The sequence below is a fragment of the Pseudoalteromonas lipolytica genome (assembly GCF_003515105.1).
Lineage (GTDB): Bacteria > Pseudomonadota > Gammaproteobacteria > Enterobacterales > Alteromonadaceae > Pseudoalteromonas > Pseudoalteromonas lipolytica.
The window spans coordinates 665,728-684,806 of the sequence record NZ_CP032090.1; the positions used below are offsets into that span (position 1 = coordinate 665,728).

Genomic DNA, 19,079 nt, shown 5'->3' on the forward strand with positions numbered 1-19,079 from the left:
ATTTATAACAGCTTTCATTGTGTGTAATTCCAACTGAAACTCGCATTTATACGGTGTAATTGATTTTAATAAGGGGGTGACTATTCTTTGCAATCAATACCTTGCCTAAATCGCGTTTAATTCCAACTGAAACTCGCATTTTGAGGTGGCTGGGATGTATACCCAAACCACCTCAAAATACAGAATTCAGCGTTTCACAGGTGCTGAATATCAAGGCGTTGCTTTGCAACAAGGGTACTCCCTTGTAAAAAGCAACAACGCCGAGAGTCAGTTTTTGTGGAACGCCCTGCGGGTTGGTTTAAACGCGATTTATACGGCGTAATTGATTTTAATAAGGGGGTGACCATTCTTTGCAATCAATACCTTGCCTAAATCGCGTTTAATTCCAACTGAAACTCGCATTTTGAGGTGGTTTGGGTATATAATACGCGCCTAAAATATCGTTCAATCCCTAACCCCGGATGAAAATACCTATGTTGATCCTTCGTGGTGCACCAGCACTTTCCGATTTTAGAGTTCAGAAAATTTTAGCGCGTTGCCAACAGGCGCAACTTCCAGTCACCAATGTTTATGCAGAATTCATGCATTTTGCTGATCTTACTGCTGAGCTTTCAGCTGATGAGCACACTAAACTGGAGAAGCTTCTTACTTATGGTCCAACTATTGCCGAGCATACACCAGCAGGGTCGTTAATTCTTGTAACGCCGCGTCCTGGTACTATTTCGCCTTGGGCATCTAAAGCAACTGACATTGCACACAACTGTGGTTTGAGCCAAGTTCACCGTGTAGAGCGTGGTATTGCATATTATGTTGAAGGTCAGTTAAGTGCTGAGCAGCTTGCAGACGTTGCTGCGTTATTGCATGACCGTATGACCGAAGCAACACACGCTGAGATGGCTGATGCTGCTAAGCTGTTCCGTCATGATGAACCACGTCCTATGTCATCAGTTGACATTTTAGGTGGTGGCCGTGAAGCGCTTGCGACAGCTAATGTTGAGCAAGGTTTTGCACTTGCTGATGACGAAATTGATTACCTGGTAGAAAACTTCCAAAAGTTAGGGCGTAATCCGAACGACATCGAATTATTCATGTTTGCACAAGCAAACTCTGAGCACTGTCGTCATAAAATCTTTAATGCTGATTGGACAATTGATGGCATCGAACAGCCAAAATCATTGTTCAAAATGATCAAAAACACCTACGAGCAAAATCCTGAAAACGTACTATCAGCTTATAAAGATAACGCTGCGGTAATGAAAGGCTCGGTAGCGGGTCGCTTCTTCCCGAATAACGAAGGTGAGTACGCGTATCATCAAGAAAACATCGAAATTTTGATGAAAGTTGAAACTCACAACCACCCAACAGCTATTGCGCCATTCTCAGGTGCATCAACAGGCTCTGGTGGTGAAATTCGTGATGAGGGTGCAACAGGTCGTGGTTCTAAACCTAAAGCGGGTTTAGTTGGCTTTACGGTATCTAACTTACGCATTCCTGGTTATGAGCAACCGTGGGAAACTGATTTCGGCAAACCTGGCCGTATCGTTACTGCACTTGATATCATGACAGAAGGTCCATTAGGTGGCGCGGCATTTAACAACGAATTTGGTCGTCCTAATCTACTTGGTTATTTCCGTACATACGAAGAAAAAGTATCAAGCCATAACGGCGAAGAAGTACGTGGTTACCACAAACCTATTATGCTTGCAGGTGGTTTAGGTAATATCCGTTCTGAGCATGTTCAAAAAGGTGAAATCCCAGTTGGTGCAAAACTTATTGCACTAGGTGGTCCTGCAATGAACATCGGTCTAGGTGGTGGTGCTGCGTCAAGTATGACATCTGGCCAATCAAATGAAGATCTTGATTTTGCCTCTGTTCAACGTGAAAACCCTGAAATGGAGCGCCGTTGTCAGGAAGTTATCGACAAATGTTGGCAGTTAGGTGATGCAAACCCAATCGCTTTCATTCACGATGTAGGTGCGGGTGGTTTATCAAACGCATTCCCTGAGCTAGTAGACGACGGTGGCCGTGGTGGTAAATTCCAACTACGTGATATCCCGAACGATGAGCCGGGTATGGCACCACACGAAATTTGGTGTAACGAATCACAAGAACGCTATGTACTTGCTGTTGCGCCAGAAGATTTCCCACGTTTCGAGGCAATCTGTAAACGTGAACGTGCAGAATTCGCAGTGATTGGTGAAGCCACTGAAGAGCGTCACTTAACTGTTGAAGACAGTCACTTTGGTAATAATCCTGTAGACCTTCCTCTTGATGTATTACTTGGTAAAGCACCAAAAATGCACCGCGAAGTTGAGTCTAAAAAAGCACAGTCGCAGCCATTAGATGTCACGGCAATTGATGCAGCTGATGCAGCACAGCGCTTATTACGCTTACCAACGATTGCAGAAAAAACTTTCTTAATCACCATTGGTGACCGTACGGTAACGGGCTTAGTTGCACGTGACCAAATGGTCGGTCCTTGGCAGGTGCCAGTTGCAAACTGTGCGGTAACAGCTGCGACGTATGATACTTATCACGGTGAAGCAATGTCATTGGGTGAGCGCACGCCAGCTGCACTTCTAAACTATGGTGCGTCTGCACGTTTAGCGGTGGCTGAGTCATTAACGAACATTGCATGTGCTAACATCGGTGGCCTTGAAAATATCAAGCTATCTGCAAACTGGATGGCCGCAGCGGGTCACCCAGGTGAAGATGCGGGTCTTTACGAAGCGGTTAAAGCGGTTGGTGAAGAGTTGTGTCCGGCACTTGGTTTAACGATTCCTGTGGGTAAAGACTCAATGTCGATGAAGACACAGTGGGATGAAAACGGTGAACAAAAATCAGTAACAGCTCCATTATCACTGATCATCACTGCATTCGGTCGCGTTGAAGACGTACGTAAAACAGTAACGCCACAGCTTCGCACTGATAAAGGTGAGTCATCGCTATTATTAGTCGATTTAGGTGCGGGTCAAAACCGACTGGGCGCATCAAGCCTTGCACAGGTTTACAAGCAATTAGGTGATGTAACCCCAGACGTTGATAACCCTGCGTTATTAAAAGGTTTCTATGAAGCGATGCAAGCGCTTGTTGCTGATAACAAGTTACTTGCTTACCACGACCGTTCTGATGGTGGTTTATTTACCACAATCGCTGAAATGGCGTTTGCTGGCCACACAGGCGTAACGGTTGACCTTGCTGGCTTAACGGGGTCAGACATCGAAGCACTTTATAACGAAGAGCTAGGTGCAGTAATTCAAGTTGCTAACGCAGATTTAGACGCAGTTAAAGCGGTACTTGCTGATCACGGCTTAGCGGCTATCAGCCATGAAATTGGTGCATTAAATGCCGATGACCGTGTGGTATTTACTCGCGGTGATGCAGTCGTGCTTAATCACACACGCACAGAGCTTCGTACAATTTGGGCAGAAACAACTTACCAAATGCAAGCACGTCGTGATAACCCTGAGTGTGCTAAGCAAGAGTTTGATGCAAAATTTGATGCCAAAGACCCAGGTCTAAACGTTAAATTAAACTTCGACTTAAACGAAGACGTCGCTGCACCTTACATTGCAACAGGTGCAAAACCGAAAATGGCTATCTTACGTGAGCAAGGTGTTAACTCTCACTTAGAAATGGCTGCGGCATTTAACCGCGCAGGTTTTGCAGCGGTAGACGTACACATGAGCGACATTCTTGAAGGTCGTTTAACACTTGAGCAGTTTAAAGGCTTAGTGGCATGTGGTGGTTTCTCTTACGGTGACGTACTGGGTGCGGGTGAAGGTTGGGCTAAGTCAATCTTATTTAACGAGATGGCTCGCGACCAGTTCCAAAGCTTCTTCCACCGCGAAGATACATTCAGCTTAGGTGTGTGTAATGGCTGTCAAATGCTTTCAACATTGAAAGAGTTGATCCCAGGCACAGAGCACTGGCCACGTTTTGTAACGAATAAGTCAGAGCGTTTTGAAGCACGTTTTAGCCTTGTAGAAGTACAAGAAAACCCATCGGTATTCTTTAATGGTATGGCCGGTTCTCGTATGCCAATCGCTGTTTCTCACGGTGAAGGTCATGCTGAGTTTGCTAACAGCGATGCTGTAAAAGCCGCGCTTGAGTCAGGCACTGTGGCTGTGAAGTTTGTTGATAACTACGGTAACCCAACAACGCAATACCCAGCTAACCCGAACGGCTCGCCAGAAGGTATCACAGGTATTACGTCTACAGATGGCCGTGCAACGGTTATGATGCCTCACCCAGAGCGTGTATTCCGTACGGTAGCGAACTCATGGCACCCTGATGAGTGGACAGAGGACAGCCCGTGGATGCGTATGTTCCGCAACGCACGTAAAAATGTGGGTTAGAGTTTAAGTAACCTACTTAGGTTCATATAAACCGATTAAACTAAAAAGGCTGCACTATTAAGTGCGGCCTTTTTGTTTATAATGGTTTGAGAAGCAAAGGCAAGGAGAGTTTTTTGAAGTTTAAACGTGCGATTACAGGCTTGTTAGGTTTAGTGCTCGGGGTTTTTCTGCTTGCCTATATTTTTAGATTACCACTGACCTCATGGTACGTAACGCCTGTGCTGAGTGCTAATGGCATTGAGCTGCATTGTATTGATTGGTCACTAACAAGAAAGCTTGATTTAAAGGTCGAAAAGCTGTGTTTGACTTATCAAGGTCAGCAATTAGAAGTTGCGGGTATACGTGCTAATAAGCAGCATATTATAATTTCTCGTGCCAACCTTACGATCAATAGCCCCTTATCAAAAAGCGACAATCAGCGCACAGAATTAAAAAAACTTGCTTTAGACCTTCCAAAGCAAAGACCGCTTATAAATATTGAGCAGCTTGATATTTCGTCGGGTTTTAGCGCCGAGCCGGTTAGAGTCACCGTGCAAGAAAATCGCTTAAATCACTTTACAGTCAGCCGTGATATTAATGCGGATGTCACGGTTACTGGTGGTGAGATAGTCACCAATATAATGCTTAATGATGAACTTGCCGGAAGGTTTATTGCGCTGCCAAAAAATGCCCATTTTTCGACTGACTTACAGATTAAGTTCGATGGCATAACACTCAATGTGGCCAGCTCAGTTACTGCCGGTTATCAACATGAACATCAGTATCAGCAAAATAAGCAAAGCATTGAACACTGTGATTTTAGCGCACAGAGCCGTGGCCAAGTAACGGCTGAATTTCAGCTCAATCAACAACAGCTCACTGCTGATTTGAGTGGTTTAAAGAGTCAAGTCGTTGTTTCACCTATTTGTTTAGATAAAATCGAACAGCAGCAATACCAAGAGTTTGCACGAGCACACACCCCCCTTACTTGGCATGTGCAGTTTACACAACCCATTGCGCTGCAACAAAAGCAGCTTTCTTTACCCGAGTTGGAACTGACTTCGAGTAATAAACAAGGCCAATTGGTGTTTAAAAATACCCAATTAGCGCTAGATGCTCCCCTTAAAACGCTTTACTCACACGCTGTAGTAAATTTCACCAGTGACGAGATAGATAAGCTAATGTTGAAGGCTCGTATTGAAGCAGGGCGCGTTAACTCTGAATTTCAACTTTCACTGGCATCACTGCCTGATTTTATTGATGTACTAGCGGATGGCGTGAGTATCAAAGGTGAAGTAGAGCTTGAGAATATACTTACTCGTCCTATAGCGGGTAATCTCAATGCTGATATATCCGTTAAAAGAGCTCAAGTTTTTGATGCGAAAGTGACTGATTTAAAAACTAAAATAAACGTGCATCTCAGTGATTCACAGAACGTAACAGCGAAACTCAATAGTGCAATAAAGTCAGCGACCTATAAAGATATGCAGATGTCGGGACTAACAAATGAGCTCACAGTGAAGAGTGATTTAAGTGTGGGAGAGTTATTTGCTGATATTAGTGCGACCAGTAAATTAGCTAAGCTAGTGACTCCTAAACTGACATTAACGAATTTGTCTGTGGTGTCAAATGCAACTCAAAGTCGCGCATTACAGGCAACGCACCATGTTTTTGTCGACGGTATTGAAGCGCTGATAACACATCATATGTCTAAGGTTGCTCATCCATTTGAGTTGGTGATACCTGAACAAGCTATGTCAAAACTCAACCCTATTTTAAAGCAGTTTGAGCCGCTAGCGACGTTAACCGATGGCGTTATCTCGGGCCTTATAAAAGGTGACGTAAACTTACTGCAGGCAAGCGGGGATATTCGCATTGCTAAGCTCAGTGCGCTTTATAATGATTATCTCGCTAATGATTTTAACGTTGAGGTGAAGGGAGAGTTTAATTCAGGTCAGCTTAATATTGCCCCAACTAAATTTACACTTAATGAACTGCGTGCAGGTGCTGTGGTTACAAAATTACAAGGCCTATTACAGGTTGACGCAAATAAGCCATGTACATCAAATGTCACTGGTCTTGTGATGGGGGGAGCATTTGTTGTGAATGAATTTTGCCCGCTTGCAACAAGCCAAACTGCAATGATTAAGTTCGAAAACATCGACGCCAGCAAGTTGGTAACGCTGGATGCGGAGTCAGGTATTAGTTTATCTGGGCGCTTAGCAGGGACCTTGCCTGTCATTATAAATGAGCAGGGCATTGCCGTTAAGCAAGGGCAACTGGTTAATCAAGGCGATGGTAAATTATTGATTACTAACAATGCAGGTTTTGAAGCGGTAAAAGCACAGCAACAAGAACTAAGTACCACGCTTAGCTTGTTAGAGAATTTAGATATTAAACAATTAAAAAGCAGTGTTGATCTTAAACCGGATGGGTGGCTGCACTTAGGTGTTAACTTACAAGGCTTTAATGAAAAACAGCAGCAAGCCGTTAATTTTAACTATAATCACGAGGAAAATGTGTTTACGTTATTAAGAGCACTGCGTTTAAGTGATGAGATTACTCAAAAGGTTGAGAAAGAGTATGCAAAAAAAGGAAGCAATAATGGCTAAATGGTTAGTAATGCTAACAGCCGTCGGTTTGTTAAGTGCTTGCACACACCGCGTTGAGGTAGCAGCAAAAGAACCTATTACAATCAACTTAAATGTGAAAGTTGATCACGAAATCCGCGTTAAAGTGGATAAAGAACTCGACACGTTATTCAGTGACGACAGCGAATTATTCTAAGGAGCAAACATGCGTAAATTCCAACTTAAAAAATTGAATGTGATCACTTTAATCAGTGCTGTTTGTTTATCATTTTCTGCTTGGGCTATTAGCCTAGATGAGGCTAAAAACCAAGGATTAGTGGGTGAAGATAGCTCTGGTTATCTCGGATTAGTCGTCAATAACAGTGAAGCGAAAGCCGTGGTTGATGAAATCAATGCGAAGCGTAAAGAGCAATACTTGAAACTTGCCAAAAAGAACAATTTATCTTTAGCGCAAGTAGAGGCATTGGCGGCCGCGAAAACTATCGAAAAAACAAAACCTGGTCACTATATTGAAGTGAATGGTCAATGGGTAAAAAAATAACCTATTAAAGGTGCTAAAAGCCAGCGAAAGCTGGCTTTAGCCTTTATCAATACAGCTTTTTAACAGCTGCTGCCAAAAGTCGATACCCTTGCGTCTTGCAAGTTTAATATTATGCTCAGGAATAGATTCAGGCTCATCGTAGTTGGCGAGCGCTTCGCTCATACTCGCTTCACGAATTAAATGAAGTGTCGGGTACGGAGCACGGTTTGTATAATTTGCAGCATCTGTCTCATCACTATCTGCAAACACATAATCGGGATGAAAATTAGCGATTTGATATTTCCCTTCAAAGCCTTGTGCAACCAGTAGTGCGTTGGCTAGGTCAACCAAATCTAAAAACTCGTCAAAATCACTAAAGCCTTGCTCAAACATTAGTAAAGTTGTTTCGCGCTGCTCATTGTGGTCAAGTTCCGTGCATTGCTCAAGCATATCCATGACAGCATCATCTAGTGTTACTGACGGACTGACTTGATAGTGAATACAGTTGTTTTCTACTTCTTTACGGGCAAATGGGCAAAAGTTGTATTTCACAATGACACTTGATACCCATTCGCGCATTTGTAGTTCGGGACGGCTTTTTGGCAGGTTATGATTCACGTTGTTTCTCTAAAAATTGCTCAATTAATTGCACTGTTTTACGAATAGCACCTTGATTATTAACAACACATTTTGCGGCTTGTTGACCTAACTTAACGAGGGCCTCGTTATCGGCACTTAAAGCGATAAGTGTTTCGGCAAGGTTCTGTTCATTGTTAACTGTTTTAGCACCTTCAGCGTTTATAAGCTCAGGGTAAATATGGTCAAAATTATACGTGTGAGGACCTGCTAGTACGCCAACTGAAAATGCCGCAGACTCGAGTGGGTTATGGCCACCTCGTTCAATTAAACTGCCGCCAATGTAGCTTATGCGAGCAACGCCATACAGGCATTGTAGTTCACCTAAGGTATCGGCAAGAACGACTTGTTGGCTCGTATAATTATTCTCGCTGCGACGACTAAAAGTCATGTCTGAATGTTTAAGGAGTGATGCTACTTTATCAAATTGTTCAGGATGACGCGGAGCTATAATTAACAGGGCATCGGGTACTACACTGAGCAACTGCTGATGTGCACTTAGAACACGCTCATGTTCAATTGGGTGGGTTGAACCTGCAACCCAAATAAAGCGCGCGTTGTTATATTCGCTTTTAAGAGCGGCGACTTTATCTAATTGCGCGCGCGTGGGGGTTATATCAAACTTAATTGAGCCAAAGACACGCACCTTCTGCGGCGCTAAACCTAACTCAATAAAACGGTTAGCATCATCTTGGTTATGACTGGCAAGGGCGCTAATTGAGTTCATAATCACGTTTGTTAAAGGCATCACTTTTTGATACCCCTGCTGCGACTTAGCTGAAAGCCGCGCATTTAAAACAAGTACTTCAATATTGCGTTTTTTACATTGCGCCATTAAATTGGGCCACAACTCTGTTTCCAGAATGCACAGGACGCGAGGCTTAATTCGCTTTAAAAACCGGCTGGTGGCACACGGGAAATCAATCGGTAAATAACAGCAACTGAGCGTATTTTTAAAGTTGTTCTTTATTTGCTCACGACCAGTGGGTGTATTACAGGTTACTAAAATACTTAGCTGCGAATTTTGCTGTTGCAGCGCCTTGATAAGTGGCGTTGCTGCTAAAACCTCACCAACAGACGCGCAATGTATAACCACGTCATGCTGTTGTAATGATGAAACACCAAAACGCTGTGTAAAATGCGCACGGTAGCCTTTATTTTTTTTTCCACGCAAAGCGTAAAGGTAGAAAATAATAAGCGGGCTAAGAATGTATAAAATGAGAGAATATAAAATACGTGCCATTGGTTAGCCTATCAGTGTAAAACATTATGATAGCGTGTTAGCCAATCGAGCTAAATATAAAATGTTAAAAAGGGTTATCTTGCAGAGTTTTAAGTGTTTCGTCGCCGCTAATTTGGTAGTATTTCAGTTACTTTATATTTAGTCTTTATAGTTATGAAATTTAAAATGATAAAAGCCACGGCTATAAGCGTGTTACTCAGTTGCTCTTCTCCTTTATTGGCAACACCCACCGCTTACATACCGATTGGCATGGATGCACAGCTTGATCATCAATTAGATACTTTATTTGCATTAACCTCAGGCACACCTATGACGAAGCCATATCGTTTGGCTGAGGTAGAATACGCACTTAATGAACTTGAAAATAAAGAGCCAAGTTTGGCTGCAGCGATCCGCACTAAGATTAAACCCTATCAGCGTGAAGATGCTATTACGCGTGTGGGTCTAAAATTTCAGGTCGATGGTGATACTACGAAGAAAATTGCTAATCAACGTGGTTTAAGCTCAGATGAGTGGGGCCAAGGCTTTTTTGAAGGTATTTGGCGTGCAAACGATTATACCTTAGTACAAGTTGGTGTTGATTACAGAGCCAAGCAAAATAAATTTGTGAATTACAATACTTTTGTAAGTTTTGCTGGAGATGATTTACAACTGAATGTTGGTTATAAAGAACATTGGTTTTCACCGTTTAAACATTCAGCTCAAATTATTTCTACTAATGCAAAAACAGCCCCTTCTATTTCATTAGGTATGGTGCAACCTGCGCATAATTGGTGGAATTTTGACTTTGAGCTGTATTATTCTGAATTAGAGCATGTGGAAAACGGTATTTTATATCAAGGGGAGCTGCATAGCGGCACGCCAAAGCTGGCTGGTACGCATTTCAGTATAGAACCCCTAAGTGGTTGGAAAATTGGCATCAACCGTATGATGCAATTTGGTGGTGGTCCTCGAGAGGTTGATGCAGGTGATGTGTTTGATGCATTTTTTGACCCAGCGGGAAATGATAATAGCGAGCTTGCAGGTGGGCCAGATAATGAGCTAGGGGATCAGTTTGCATCTATCACTAGCACTATCAATTTTGATTTTGGCTTTCCAACCGAGTTGTATTTTGAGTACGGTGGCGAAGACACAAAAGAGCACCAAAATTACCAATTCGGCAATATTGCTTATAGTATCGGTGCTTTCTTCCCACAAATAACGGATACCGTTGCGCTACGCTATGAGCATACAAATATGCACAGTTTGTGGTATGAAAATTATATATATCCAACTTTTGGGAACACCGTTGATGGTTTTGTCGTAGGACATTTTGCAGCGGATCAACGCTATTTCGGAGATGGTGTTCCATCTCAAACTCATGTATTAGAGCTGAGCTACTTAGAGTCTCTGAGCTCTTTATGGGTAGCGAAATTAACAAGCATTAAAAATGAGAGTAACTACCATTATGATATTGGCGGTTATAGTAAAGAATACGAAAGTGCCATTGAACTTCAACTGAGCAATACGCGTCAATTGAATGAACATACACTCGAAACCACCCTGACTTATGGCGAAGATGTGTTTGGTGAAAATTATACTTGGCTATCTGTTGCATTATACTGGTAGGTCTAGCCGTTTTTTTTAAGGAATTTATATGTCTAATCTTGATTCTGTAGCGGCAAGCTACCTAGAAAGTTTAAATCGTCATCAAATGCTGTTTGAGACCATGGAAACTTATCATCCTGAGGTGATGCAATTACTTGAAGCATGCCACAGCGCTTTGCAGGCAGGTGGTAAAGTAATTTGGTTTGGTAATGGTGGCAGTGCCGCCGATGCGCAGCATTTAGCGGCAGAGTTTGTTGTACGTTATAAGTTAGAGCGTGGGCCGCTTGCTTCAATCGCATTGACAACTGACACGTCAATTTTAACGGCGCACAGTAATGACTATCATTTTGATACTGTGTTTGAACGCCAAGTTCAGGCGTTGTGTAAACCTGAAGATTTAGTGATTGGCTTAACGACTTCAGGCACTAGCCCTAATATTAATCTTGCGCTTGCTGCGGCTAATGAAATAGGCGCTTTCACAGTGGCTTTAACTGGCCGTGACGGCGGTAAAGTGAAAGATATCGCGAAGCTGCCAATTATCATTAAAAACGATGAAACAGCACGCATTCAAGAAGCACATATGTTTATCGGTCACTGGTTATGTGAAGCCATTGATATGGTTGTAGCGGAGCAACAGTAATGGATTTAGCGTTACTTAAAAACTTATCTAAAGCGCGAATTTTAGTTGTTGGTGATGTGATGCTAGACCGTTACTGGCATGGTGACTCGGGTCGTATTTCACCAGAAGCCCCGGTGCCCGTAGTTAAAGTCAGTAAGTTTGAAGACAAAGCGGGTGGCGCTGCAAACGTGGCTAAAAATATTGCCCGTTTAGATGGTAAGGTCGGTTTATTAGGGCTTGTTGGTGAAGATGAGAGCGGGCAAATTCTTGAAACTATTTTGAGTTCTGAGAAAATTGATTCGCAGCTTGTTAGCGTCTGTGATTTACCCACCATATCTAAAATGCGCGTGATAAGTCGTCATCAGCAAGTGGTGCGCCTAGATTTAGAAGAAACCTTTACTGAACAACACAGCCAGTTGCTTTTGAATCGTTTAGAGTTAGTGTTAGATGATTATGACTTTGTACTATTTTCTGATTACAACAAAGGCTCACTAAGCTTAATTCAAGCCATGATCCAAGTGGCTAAAAATGCAGGTAAAACGGTTCTTGTTGATCCTAAATCATCGGATCTAAATTTGTATCGTGGTGCCGACTATATTACGCCAAACTTGAATGAATTTAAGCTGGCTGGTGGTAAAACTGAGTCTGAGCAAAGCTTAACCGAGAGTGCGCGCCAGCTTATTGAGGATGCGGGCGTTGCGGCGATGTTATTGACTCGTTCAGAGCAAGGAATGTCGTTAATCAGTCAAACTGAGAAGCATGACTTTGCGGCGCAGCAATTAGAAGTCAGTGATGTTACTGGTGCCGGAGATACTGTAATTGCTACATTAGCGGTGATGTTAGGCGCTGGCATGCAACCTAAAGATGCCGTTGAAATTGCTAATCTTGCAGCGGGTATTGCCGTAAGTAAACTAGGCGCAGCGACGGTATCTCCTGAAGAATTGAGTCGTAAATTGGGTCAGTACTTACAGCAAACCGGCGAGCATTATCAAACGCCATTTGAAGATGTGTTGCAGCATATCGAGTTTGCAAAACAAAATGGCGAGAAAATTGTCTTTACCAATGGCTGCTTCGATATTCTACACGCAGGTCATGTACGCTATTTAGCGCAGGCAAAAGCCAGAGGCGATCGTTTAGTTGTTGGTTTAAATAATGACGAATCAATCACGCGCCTTAAAGGACCTGAACGTCCAATAAACCCGCTTGAAGAGCGGGCTATGGTTCTCAGTGCGCTTGCATCGGTTGACTGGGTAATTCCATTTGGTAGTGCACAAGAGAGTGACACGCCAGCTAAGCTCATCGAGCAAATTAGCCCCGATGTACTGGTGAAAGGGGGTGATTACACGGTTGATCAAATTGCGGGTGCAGACCATGTATTACGCCATGGCGGTAAAGTTGAAGTGCTTGAGTTCCTTAATGGTTGCTCGACGTCTAACGTCATCAGCAAAATTAAATCTTAAGCAATGCTTGGTAGTCACAATACAGTGACTGCCAATCACTTTGTTGCCAGTGCATTATCTCATTACGGCCTTGTTCTTTGGCAAATGAACGGGCAAGGCGTTTAATATTTTCTTGTTGCCACGCAATTTCGGGCTGTCTTATTTCACCACGGTCAAAATCGATAATAAAGACCTTACCCGCTTCGTCAAATAGAATATTATTGATATTCAAATCAGCGTGATAAACACCACGGTTATGAAATTCACTGAGCGTTGTGGCCACATTCTTTAATTCGTCATGAGTTAACGGGCGAGTCAACAAAATATCTAAAAGGCTTTGTGCTCCTTTTACTGCCTCGGTGATAATATCGCCTCGATAAATAAAACCACTTCGTGTGACTTTTGCAGCGATAGGTGTGGGCACATTTAAGCCTAACTCAGTTAAGTGCATCATCAACGAAAACTCTTTGTAAACCCGTGTGTGCTCTAAGCCGACATACACATATTGATCCGTTAATAGTTTGCCTATGAGTCCGCCACGCCAATAATGACGCAATACACCGGTCAGTTGTTCATGCTTAAAAAACCAGGCCGTTGCTCGGCCTTTTTTAGCGCCAACTATTTTATTTTGTTGTTGCCAAAAGTGAGCATCAAACCAGTCATATGTAAGCATCTGAGTGTATGCAGGGTGGCACAAAAGGGTCGAATTTTGCAGATGCTGAGTGTCGAACATAACAACTTAAAATATAAACAGTGAATAGCTATATAGTACCGCATTTTTAGCTTTTCGCATAAGTGCTTGCAATAGCATCAGGTTAATTTAAGATCGCCTATTATTTGCTGTTGCTAAGGGTGCACGTGACTCAATCAACCTCCTATTCAGATATTTGTATATTAAGGCTTTCGGCTATTGGTGATGTATGTCACGCGGTGTCGGCGGTGCAAGCAATTCAAAAAGCGCATCCTCATGCGAAAATCACTTGGGTTATTGGTAAAGTGGAAGCGATGCTGCTTGCTGATTTACCGGGTGTTGAGTTTGTTGTATTTGATAAAAAGCAGGGTAAGCAAGCATACAAACAACTTAAAGAAACCTTTAAAGGGCGAAAGTTTGATGTGTTACTTCATATGCAGGTAGCGCTCAGAGCTAATCTTGCTGCACGTTGTATACCTGCTAAAGTTAAAGTGGGCTTTGATTGGGCACGTTCAAAAGAATTACATAGTCTATTTATCAATAAGCGAATTGCAGCTCAAGCAGAAGCACATGTTCTTGAAGGGTTCCAAGGTTTTGCAAAAGCAATCGGTGTACCAGAGTATGAGCCTAGCTGGCAGATGCCAATAACAGATGCTCATCAACATACGGCAGATACTTTACTCGGTACTGAGCGGTTAGCAGGACGTATTTTTGTTATTTCACCTGCGGCCAGTAAAAAAGAGCGTAACTGGCTTCCTGAACGTTATGCTGCGCTCGCTGATTACGCTCATAATCAAGGATTCTCAGTTGTGATTACGGGGGGGCCAACACCCCTTGAAAATGAACTGGCTGAGCAAATTATTGCGCACAGTCACGTGCCTGTACTCAACTTAGTTGGTAAAACTCAGCTTAAAGAGTTGTTGTGTGTGCTAAAGCGTGCCTCATTAGTGCTTGCGCCTGATACAGGACCTGCGCATATGGCCGTTACAGTGGGTACACCGGTGATAGGTTTATACGCTCACTCAAATCCAAAACGCACGGGGCCTTATTTATATCAAAATTATGTGGTTGAGGTTTATCACCAAAACTTACTTGAGCAAACAGGTAAAACAGCAGACCAGCTGCCGTGGGGGACACGCGTTAAAGGTGCAGATTTAATGGCGCAGATACGTGTTGAAGAGGTTACTTTAATGTTTGATCTTGTTTTATTAAAAGAGCAATTGTGATGAGTAAAGTGCTATTTTTAGACCGCGATGGTGTTGTAAATATTGACCATGGTTACGTATACAAACCAGATGATTTTGAGTTTGTGCCAGGGGTCTTTACGGCGTGTAAAAAGTTCACTGATGCGGGTTATGAAATTATCATCGTGACGAATCAATCTGGAATTGGTCGAGGCTATTATTCAGAGCAAGATTTTCACCACTTAAGTGAATGGATGAAAAATGAGTTTTTAAAACACGGCGTACACATTCTAGATGTCTATTTTTGTCCACACCATCCAAGTAAAGCGTTGCCTGCCTATTTACAAGAATGTGAATGCCGTAAGCCAGCGCCTGGCATGTTGTTGCAAGCGATTGAAGAGCACCACATAGATCCCGCTCAAAGTATCATGGTTGGTGACAAGCTTGGCGATTTACTCGCTGGCGAAAGAGCCAATGTGGCAACGCGTGTTTTAGTGCGCTCTGGACAAAGTTATGCAGAGTCAACGGAGCAGCATGCGCACTATGTATGCGACTCGTTAGCTGAATTACCTAATTTGATTTTACACTTACAGCAGGTATGACCAGTTTTTTCCTATCTACCGCGCCTAATTTAGGTTGTGCGACGAACTACAAACAGTGCAATTGTTCGCCTAAGCTTTTACAATAGGCGCAAATTTCACAGTCACAGCTAATCGGCTCTGATTACTTAAAAGATTATTTGGAGATTTCAGATGAGAGCATCTGCGTTTTTCACTCAGCTTCAGCAACAAATAGATGAAGTAAAAGCTGAGGGTTTATACAAAAGCGAACGTGTTATTACTTCACAGCAACAAGCTCAAATTGAAGTTGCATCAGGTGATAAAGTTATCAATTTCTGTGCAAATAACTACTTAGGTCTTGCAAATAGCCCAGAGCTAATAAAAGCCGCACAACAAGGCCTTGACGATCATGGTTTTGGTGTTGCTTCAGTGCGTTTTATCTGTGGTACTCAAGATATTCATAAAACATTAGAGCACAAAATTTCTGAGTTTCTAGAAACAGAAGACACGATCCTTTACTCATCGTGTTTTGATGCTAATGCAGGCTTATTTGAAACAATTTTAGGCCCAGATGATGCCATCATCTCAGATGCGTTAAACCATGCTTCTATCATTGATGGGGTTCGTTTATGTAAAGCAAAACGTTTCCGCTACGCTAATAATGATATGAGCGACTTAGAGAAGCAATTAATTGCAGCTGATGAAGCCGGGGCAAAAACCAAGCTTATTGCCACTGACGGTGTGTTTTCAATGGATGGCGTTATTTGTAATCTTACAGCAGTATGCGACCTTGCTGATAAATACGATGCATTAGTTATGGTTGATGATTCTCACGCCGTGGGCTTTGTGGGTGAAAACGGTAAAGGAACACCTGAATACTGTGGCGTATTAGACCGTGTCGATATCATTACCGGCACATTAGGTAAGGCGTTGGGCGGCGCATCAGGTGGTTATACATCAGGCAAAAAAGAAATTGTTGAGTGGTTACGTCAGCGTTCACGTCCATATCTTTTTTCTAATTCATTAGCTCCATCAATTGTTACAGCATCAATCAAAGTACTTGAAATGTTGAGTAACGGTGGCGAACTTCGCGCTAAATTATGGGATAACGCTCATTACTTCCGTGAGCAAATGGAAGCAGCAGGGTTTACCTGCGCAGGTAAAGACCACGCGATTATTCCAGTAATGCTTGGCGATGCGAAGGTCGCTTCGATGATGGCTGACAAGTTACTTGCTGAAGGTATCTATGTAACAGGTTTCTCATTCCCTGTTGTACCTAAAGGCCAAGCACGTATTCGTACGCAAATTTCTGCGGCTCATACAAAAGAGCAATTAGACACTGCAATTGCTGCCTTTACCCGTATTGGTAAAGAAATGGGTGTTATCTAATTTTATTTTCTAAACCGAAGCACCTGCTTCGGTTTTTTTAATTGAGTGTAAATCATGAAAGCATTATCTAAATTAAAAGCAGAACCAGGGATCTGGATGACCGATGCGCCAAAACCTGAGGTTGGCCATAACGATCTGCTTATTAAAATCCGCAAAACAGCAATTTGTGGAACAGATGTCCATATTTATAAATGGGATGAATGGGCACAAAACACTATTCCAACACCTATGGTTGTTGGCCACGAATACGTGGGTGAAGTGGTTGATATGGGTCAGGAAGTACGTGGTTTCCAAGTGGGTGATCGTGTTTCTGGTGAAGGCCATATTACCTGTGGTCACTGTCGTAACTGTCGCGCTGGTCGCGTGCATTTATGCCGTAACACAACAGGTGTGGGTGTGAACCGTGAAGGTGCATTTGCCGAATACCTCGTGATCCCTGCATTCAATGCATTTAAAATTCCAGATAATATTTCTGATGAATTAGCATCAATCTTTGACCCATTCGGGAATGCAGTACACACAGCGTTGTCGTTTGATCTTGTTGGTGAAGATGTCCTTATCACCGGGGCGGGTCCAATTGGTATCATGGCAGCAGCGGTTGCTAAGCACGTCGGTGCGCGTCATGTAGTGATTACTGATGTAAACGAGTACCGCCTAGATTTAGCGCGTAAAATGGGCGCGACACGCGCTGTAAACGTTGCGAATGAAAACCTAGAAGATATTATGAAAGAGCTCGGCATGACCGAGGGCTTTGATATTGGTCTTGAAATGTCAGGTGTACCGGTTGCATTCAACAGCATGTTAAATAACATGAATCATGGTGGTAAAGTTGCCATGCTGGGAATTCCACCATCAGATATGGCAGTTGATTGGAATCAAGTTATTTTCAAAGGCTTAATTATCAAAGGTATTTATGGCCGAGAAATGTTTGAAACGTGGTACAAAATGGCGAGTCTAATTCAGTCTGGTCTTGACCTTAATCCAATTATCACGCATCAATTCTCAGTGGATGATTTCCAAGAAGGCTTTGATACAATGATTTCAGGCCAATCAGGTAAAGTAATCCTAAACTGGGATTAATACCGTAGAGTGTGATAAGGCGGCTTTCGGCCGCCTTTTTAGTTTAGAGAGTGTTATGTCATATAAACATATTTCAGTCAGTGAAACGTTTGCATTATTAGATAAAAATGATGTGGTGATTGCTGATATTCGCGACCCTAACTCATTTCAAGCTGGGCATATCCCTGGTTCTGAGCATTTATCAAATGCTAATATCAGTGAGTTTATGATGAACAAAGAGTTTGATCAGCCTATTATTATCGTTTGCTATCATGGCGTAAGTTCTCAAGGCGCAGCAAGCTATTTAGTAGAGCAAGGCTTTGAAGACGTCTACAGTATGGATGGCGGCTTTACAGCATGGCAGACACAACAACCGGAGCACATTGAACGATGATTGAATTGGGCAGCATTAATAATCCTCGCGCCGCGCAAGGCTTTATCGATTACATTAAAAGTAAAGGCTTGCAGGGTGAACTGCGCTCACACGATGGTAAGACAGTGATTATTTGTGTTGCTCCTGAGCATTTTCATCAAGCTCAGCCACTGTGGCAAGCGTTCACCGCGAATCCAAATGACGAAAAGTACCTTCAAGCATCGTGGCAAGTTGGCAGTACTGAGTCGCCGTTGTTATATCAAGGCCAGTCACTTAACCTAAAAGCACGCTTTAAAGCATTGAGCTGGTTAAACCGTACTGTGACCTTAGTTTCAATCGCTATTTTTGTGGCGTTTTTACTGGGTGGGTTTGAAACTCTTTATGGTATGTTGCAATTTAACCCTGCTAAGCCGCTAACCTGGTTTACCCCTGCGATTGTTCATTTCAGCGCTATCCACCTCATTTTTAACCTGATTTGGTGGATGACACTGGGTAATGACATAGAAAAACGCAGTGGTAAATTAACCTTAGTTGGGCTTTTCTTAGTGACGGCATTTATCAGTAATTGGGCACAGTTTTTAGTAGTTGGTCCGAACTTTGGTGGGCTCAGTGGTGTTGTGTATGGTTTGCTCGGTTTCTGTTGGATTTACGGTGTAATGCGACCTCAACTACCCCCGCTTGTTAGCAACAGTATTGTTGGCTTTATGTTGGTGTGGCTGATTTTAGGCTTTGTGGATATGTTGCCGGTTAGGATGGCGAACTGGGCACATTTAGCAGGGCTTATTGCGGGTATGGCTTACGCCATGTCAGATAAACTATTGTCGCGTAAGTAGTTTTATTATACGTGACGG

General features: G+C 42.8%; 17 protein-coding genes. 14 read left to right on the forward strand and 3 right to left on the reverse strand.

All coding sequences use genetic code 11. The features are described 5' to 3' along the window. Positions 1 to 154: 154 nt before the first annotated feature. From D0907_RS21000 to D0907_RS03135, 5 genes are all read left to right on the forward strand, one after another. On the forward strand, positions 155 to 322 hold the full coding sequence (locus D0907_RS21000; protein ID WP_162898011.1) for a hypothetical protein: 168 nt from the start codon (positions 155 to 157) through the stop codon (positions 320 to 322). A 151-nt stretch (positions 323 to 473) separates the two neighbouring features. Then, the gene (gene purL, locus D0907_RS03120) at positions 474 to 4,358 is read left to right on the forward strand and encodes a phosphoribosylformylglycinamidine synthase (RefSeq protein ID WP_118844001.1); all 3,885 of its coding nucleotides are present in this window, start codon (positions 474 to 476) and stop codon (positions 4,356 to 4,358) included. Positions 4,359 to 4,471: 113 nt separating this feature from the next. Then, entirely contained in the window at positions 4,472 to 6,949 is a 2,478-nt protein-coding gene (locus tag D0907_RS03125) for an intermembrane phospholipid transport YdbH family protein (protein WP_118844002.1), read from the forward strand. After that, positions 6,942 to 7,124 carry a YnbE family lipoprotein gene (locus D0907_RS03130; protein ID WP_036970983.1) on the forward strand — a complete coding sequence of 61 codons (183 nt, stop codon included), beginning with the start codon at positions 6,942 to 6,944 and terminating at the stop codon, positions 7,122 to 7,124. The genes D0907_RS03125 and D0907_RS03130 overlap by 8 nt, the downstream gene beginning before the upstream one ends. 9 nt (positions 7,125 to 7,133) lie before the next feature. Further along, positions 7,134 to 7,469 carry a YdbL family probable chaperone protein gene (locus D0907_RS03135; RefSeq protein WP_074988845.1) on the forward strand — a complete coding sequence of 112 codons (336 nt, stop codon included), beginning with the start codon at positions 7,134 to 7,136 and terminating at the stop codon, positions 7,467 to 7,469. 36 nt (positions 7,470 to 7,505) lie between these two features. On the opposite strand, the gene D0907_RS03140 is transcribed toward D0907_RS03135, so the two are convergent. Together D0907_RS03140 and waaA are read right to left on the reverse strand one after the other, a co-directional pair. Beyond that, complete coding sequence (locus D0907_RS03140; protein WP_036971769.1) at positions 7,506 to 8,027, reverse strand: DUF1415 domain-containing protein; 522 nt, start codon at positions 8,025 to 8,027, stop codon at positions 7,506 to 7,508. A gap of 28 nt (positions 8,028 to 8,055) precedes the next feature. Beyond that, the gene (gene waaA, locus D0907_RS03145; RefSeq protein WP_118844003.1) at positions 8,056 to 9,327 is read right to left on the reverse strand and encodes a lipid IV(A) 3-deoxy-D-manno-octulosonic acid transferase; all 1,272 of its coding nucleotides are present in this window, start codon (positions 9,325 to 9,327) and stop codon (positions 8,056 to 8,058) included. Positions 9,328 to 9,492: 165 nt separating this feature from the next. Between waaA and D0907_RS03150 the strand changes: the two genes are divergently transcribed. From D0907_RS03150 to hldE, 3 genes are read left to right on the forward strand one after another with little or no spacing between them, the layout of a single operon-like run. Further along, positions 9,493 to 10,935, forward strand: coding sequence for a capsule assembly Wzi family protein (locus tag D0907_RS03150; RefSeq protein ID WP_244223139.1), 1,443 nt, complete (start codon positions 9,493 to 9,495; stop codon positions 10,933 to 10,935). A gap of 28 nt (positions 10,936 to 10,963) precedes the next feature. Continuing rightward, the gene (locus D0907_RS03155; protein ID WP_036970972.1) at positions 10,964 to 11,554 is read left to right on the forward strand and encodes a D-sedoheptulose-7-phosphate isomerase; all 591 of its coding nucleotides are present in this window, start codon (positions 10,964 to 10,966) and stop codon (positions 11,552 to 11,554) included. Beyond that, positions 11,554 to 12,993, forward strand: coding sequence for a bifunctional D-glycero-beta-D-manno-heptose-7-phosphate kinase/D-glycero-beta-D-manno-heptose 1-phosphate adenylyltransferase HldE (hldE, locus tag D0907_RS03160; RefSeq protein WP_036970970.1), 1,440 nt, complete (start codon positions 11,554 to 11,556; stop codon positions 12,991 to 12,993). Before D0907_RS03155 ends, hldE begins: the two co-directional genes overlap by 1 nt. On the opposite strand, the gene D0907_RS03165 is transcribed toward hldE, so the two are convergent. Further along, the gene (locus tag D0907_RS03165; RefSeq protein WP_118844005.1) at positions 12,983 to 13,705 is read right to left on the reverse strand and encodes a 3-deoxy-D-manno-octulosonic acid kinase; all 723 of its coding nucleotides are present in this window, start codon (positions 13,703 to 13,705) and stop codon (positions 12,983 to 12,985) included. The two genes, hldE and D0907_RS03165, sit on opposite strands and share 11 nt — an antisense overlap. Before the next feature lie 125 nt (positions 13,706 to 13,830). Between D0907_RS03165 and D0907_RS03170 the strand changes: the two genes are divergently transcribed. The 6 genes from D0907_RS03170 to glpG all read left to right on the forward strand — a co-directional run bounded on the left by D0907_RS03170 (position 13,831) and on the right by glpG (position 19,061). Then, positions 13,831 to 14,889, forward strand: a complete 1,059-nt coding sequence (locus D0907_RS03170) for a glycosyltransferase family 9 protein (protein WP_036970965.1) — start codon at positions 13,831 to 13,833, stop codon at positions 14,887 to 14,889. Beyond that, positions 14,889 to 15,449 (forward strand): D-glycero-beta-D-manno-heptose 1,7-bisphosphate 7-phosphatase, encoded by a 561-nt coding sequence (gmhB, locus tag D0907_RS03175; RefSeq protein ID WP_036970962.1) that lies wholly within the window; start codon positions 14,889 to 14,891, stop codon positions 15,447 to 15,449. Before D0907_RS03170 ends, gmhB begins: the two co-directional genes overlap by 1 nt. 150 nt (positions 15,450 to 15,599) lie before the next feature. Beyond that, positions 15,600 to 16,796 (forward strand): glycine C-acetyltransferase, encoded by a 1,197-nt coding sequence (locus tag D0907_RS03180; protein ID WP_118844006.1) that lies wholly within the window; start codon positions 15,600 to 15,602, stop codon positions 16,794 to 16,796. Between the two features lie 54 nt (positions 16,797 to 16,850). Next, entirely contained in the window at positions 16,851 to 17,876 is a 1,026-nt protein-coding gene (tdh, locus tag D0907_RS03185; protein WP_036970956.1) for an L-threonine 3-dehydrogenase, read from the forward strand. A gap of 55 nt (positions 17,877 to 17,931) precedes the next feature. Beyond that, the gene (glpE, locus tag D0907_RS03190) at positions 17,932 to 18,249 is read left to right on the forward strand and encodes a thiosulfate sulfurtransferase GlpE (RefSeq protein WP_065978005.1); all 318 of its coding nucleotides are present in this window, start codon (positions 17,932 to 17,934) and stop codon (positions 18,247 to 18,249) included. Next, on the forward strand, positions 18,246 to 19,061 hold the full coding sequence (gene glpG, locus D0907_RS03195; RefSeq protein WP_118844007.1) for a rhomboid family intramembrane serine protease GlpG: 816 nt from the start codon (positions 18,246 to 18,248) through the stop codon (positions 19,059 to 19,061). Before glpE ends, glpG begins: the two co-directional genes overlap by 4 nt. Positions 19,062 to 19,079 lie beyond the last annotated feature (18 nt).

Excerpts from the sequence above, each read along its gene's own strand:
- D0907_RS21000 (WP_162898011.1), top strand. The coding sequence starts at position 155 with ATGTATACCCAAACCACCTCAAAATACAGAATTCAGCGTTTCACAGGT.
- purL (WP_118844001.1), top strand. The coding sequence starts at position 474 with ATGTTGATCCTTCGTGGTGCACCAGCACTTTCCGATTTTAGAGTTCAG.
- D0907_RS03130 (WP_036970983.1), top strand. The coding sequence starts at position 6,942 with ATGGCTAAATGGTTAGTAATGCTAACAGCCGTCGGTTTGTTAAGTGCT.
- D0907_RS03135 (WP_074988845.1), top strand. The coding sequence starts at position 7,134 with ATGCGTAAATTCCAACTTAAAAAATTGAATGTGATCACTTTAATCAGT.
- D0907_RS03140 (WP_036971769.1), bottom strand. The coding sequence starts at position 8,027 with ATGCGCGAATGGGTATCAAGTGTCATTGTGAAATACAACTTTTGCCCA.
- waaA (WP_118844003.1), bottom strand. The coding sequence starts at position 9,327 with ATGGCACGTATTTTATATTCTCTCATTTTATACATTCTTAGCCCGCTT.
- D0907_RS03150 (WP_244223139.1), top strand. The coding sequence starts at position 9,493 with ATGATAAAAGCCACGGCTATAAGCGTGTTACTCAGTTGCTCTTCTCCT.
- D0907_RS03155 (WP_036970972.1), top strand. The coding sequence starts at position 10,964 with ATGTCTAATCTTGATTCTGTAGCGGCAAGCTACCTAGAAAGTTTAAAT.
- hldE (WP_036970970.1), top strand. The coding sequence starts at position 11,554 with ATGGATTTAGCGTTACTTAAAAACTTATCTAAAGCGCGAATTTTAGTT.
- D0907_RS03165 (WP_118844005.1), bottom strand. The coding sequence starts at position 13,705 with ATGTTCGACACTCAGCATCTGCAAAATTCGACCCTTTTGTGCCACCCT.
- gmhB (WP_036970962.1), top strand. The coding sequence starts at position 14,889 with ATGAGTAAAGTGCTATTTTTAGACCGCGATGGTGTTGTAAATATTGAC.
- D0907_RS03180 (WP_118844006.1), top strand. The coding sequence starts at position 15,600 with ATGAGAGCATCTGCGTTTTTCACTCAGCTTCAGCAACAAATAGATGAA.
- tdh (WP_036970956.1), top strand. The coding sequence starts at position 16,851 with ATGAAAGCATTATCTAAATTAAAAGCAGAACCAGGGATCTGGATGACC.
- glpE (WP_065978005.1), top strand. The coding sequence starts at position 17,932 with ATGTCATATAAACATATTTCAGTCAGTGAAACGTTTGCATTATTAGAT.
- glpG (WP_118844007.1), top strand. The coding sequence starts at position 18,246 with ATGATTGAATTGGGCAGCATTAATAATCCTCGCGCCGCGCAAGGCTTT.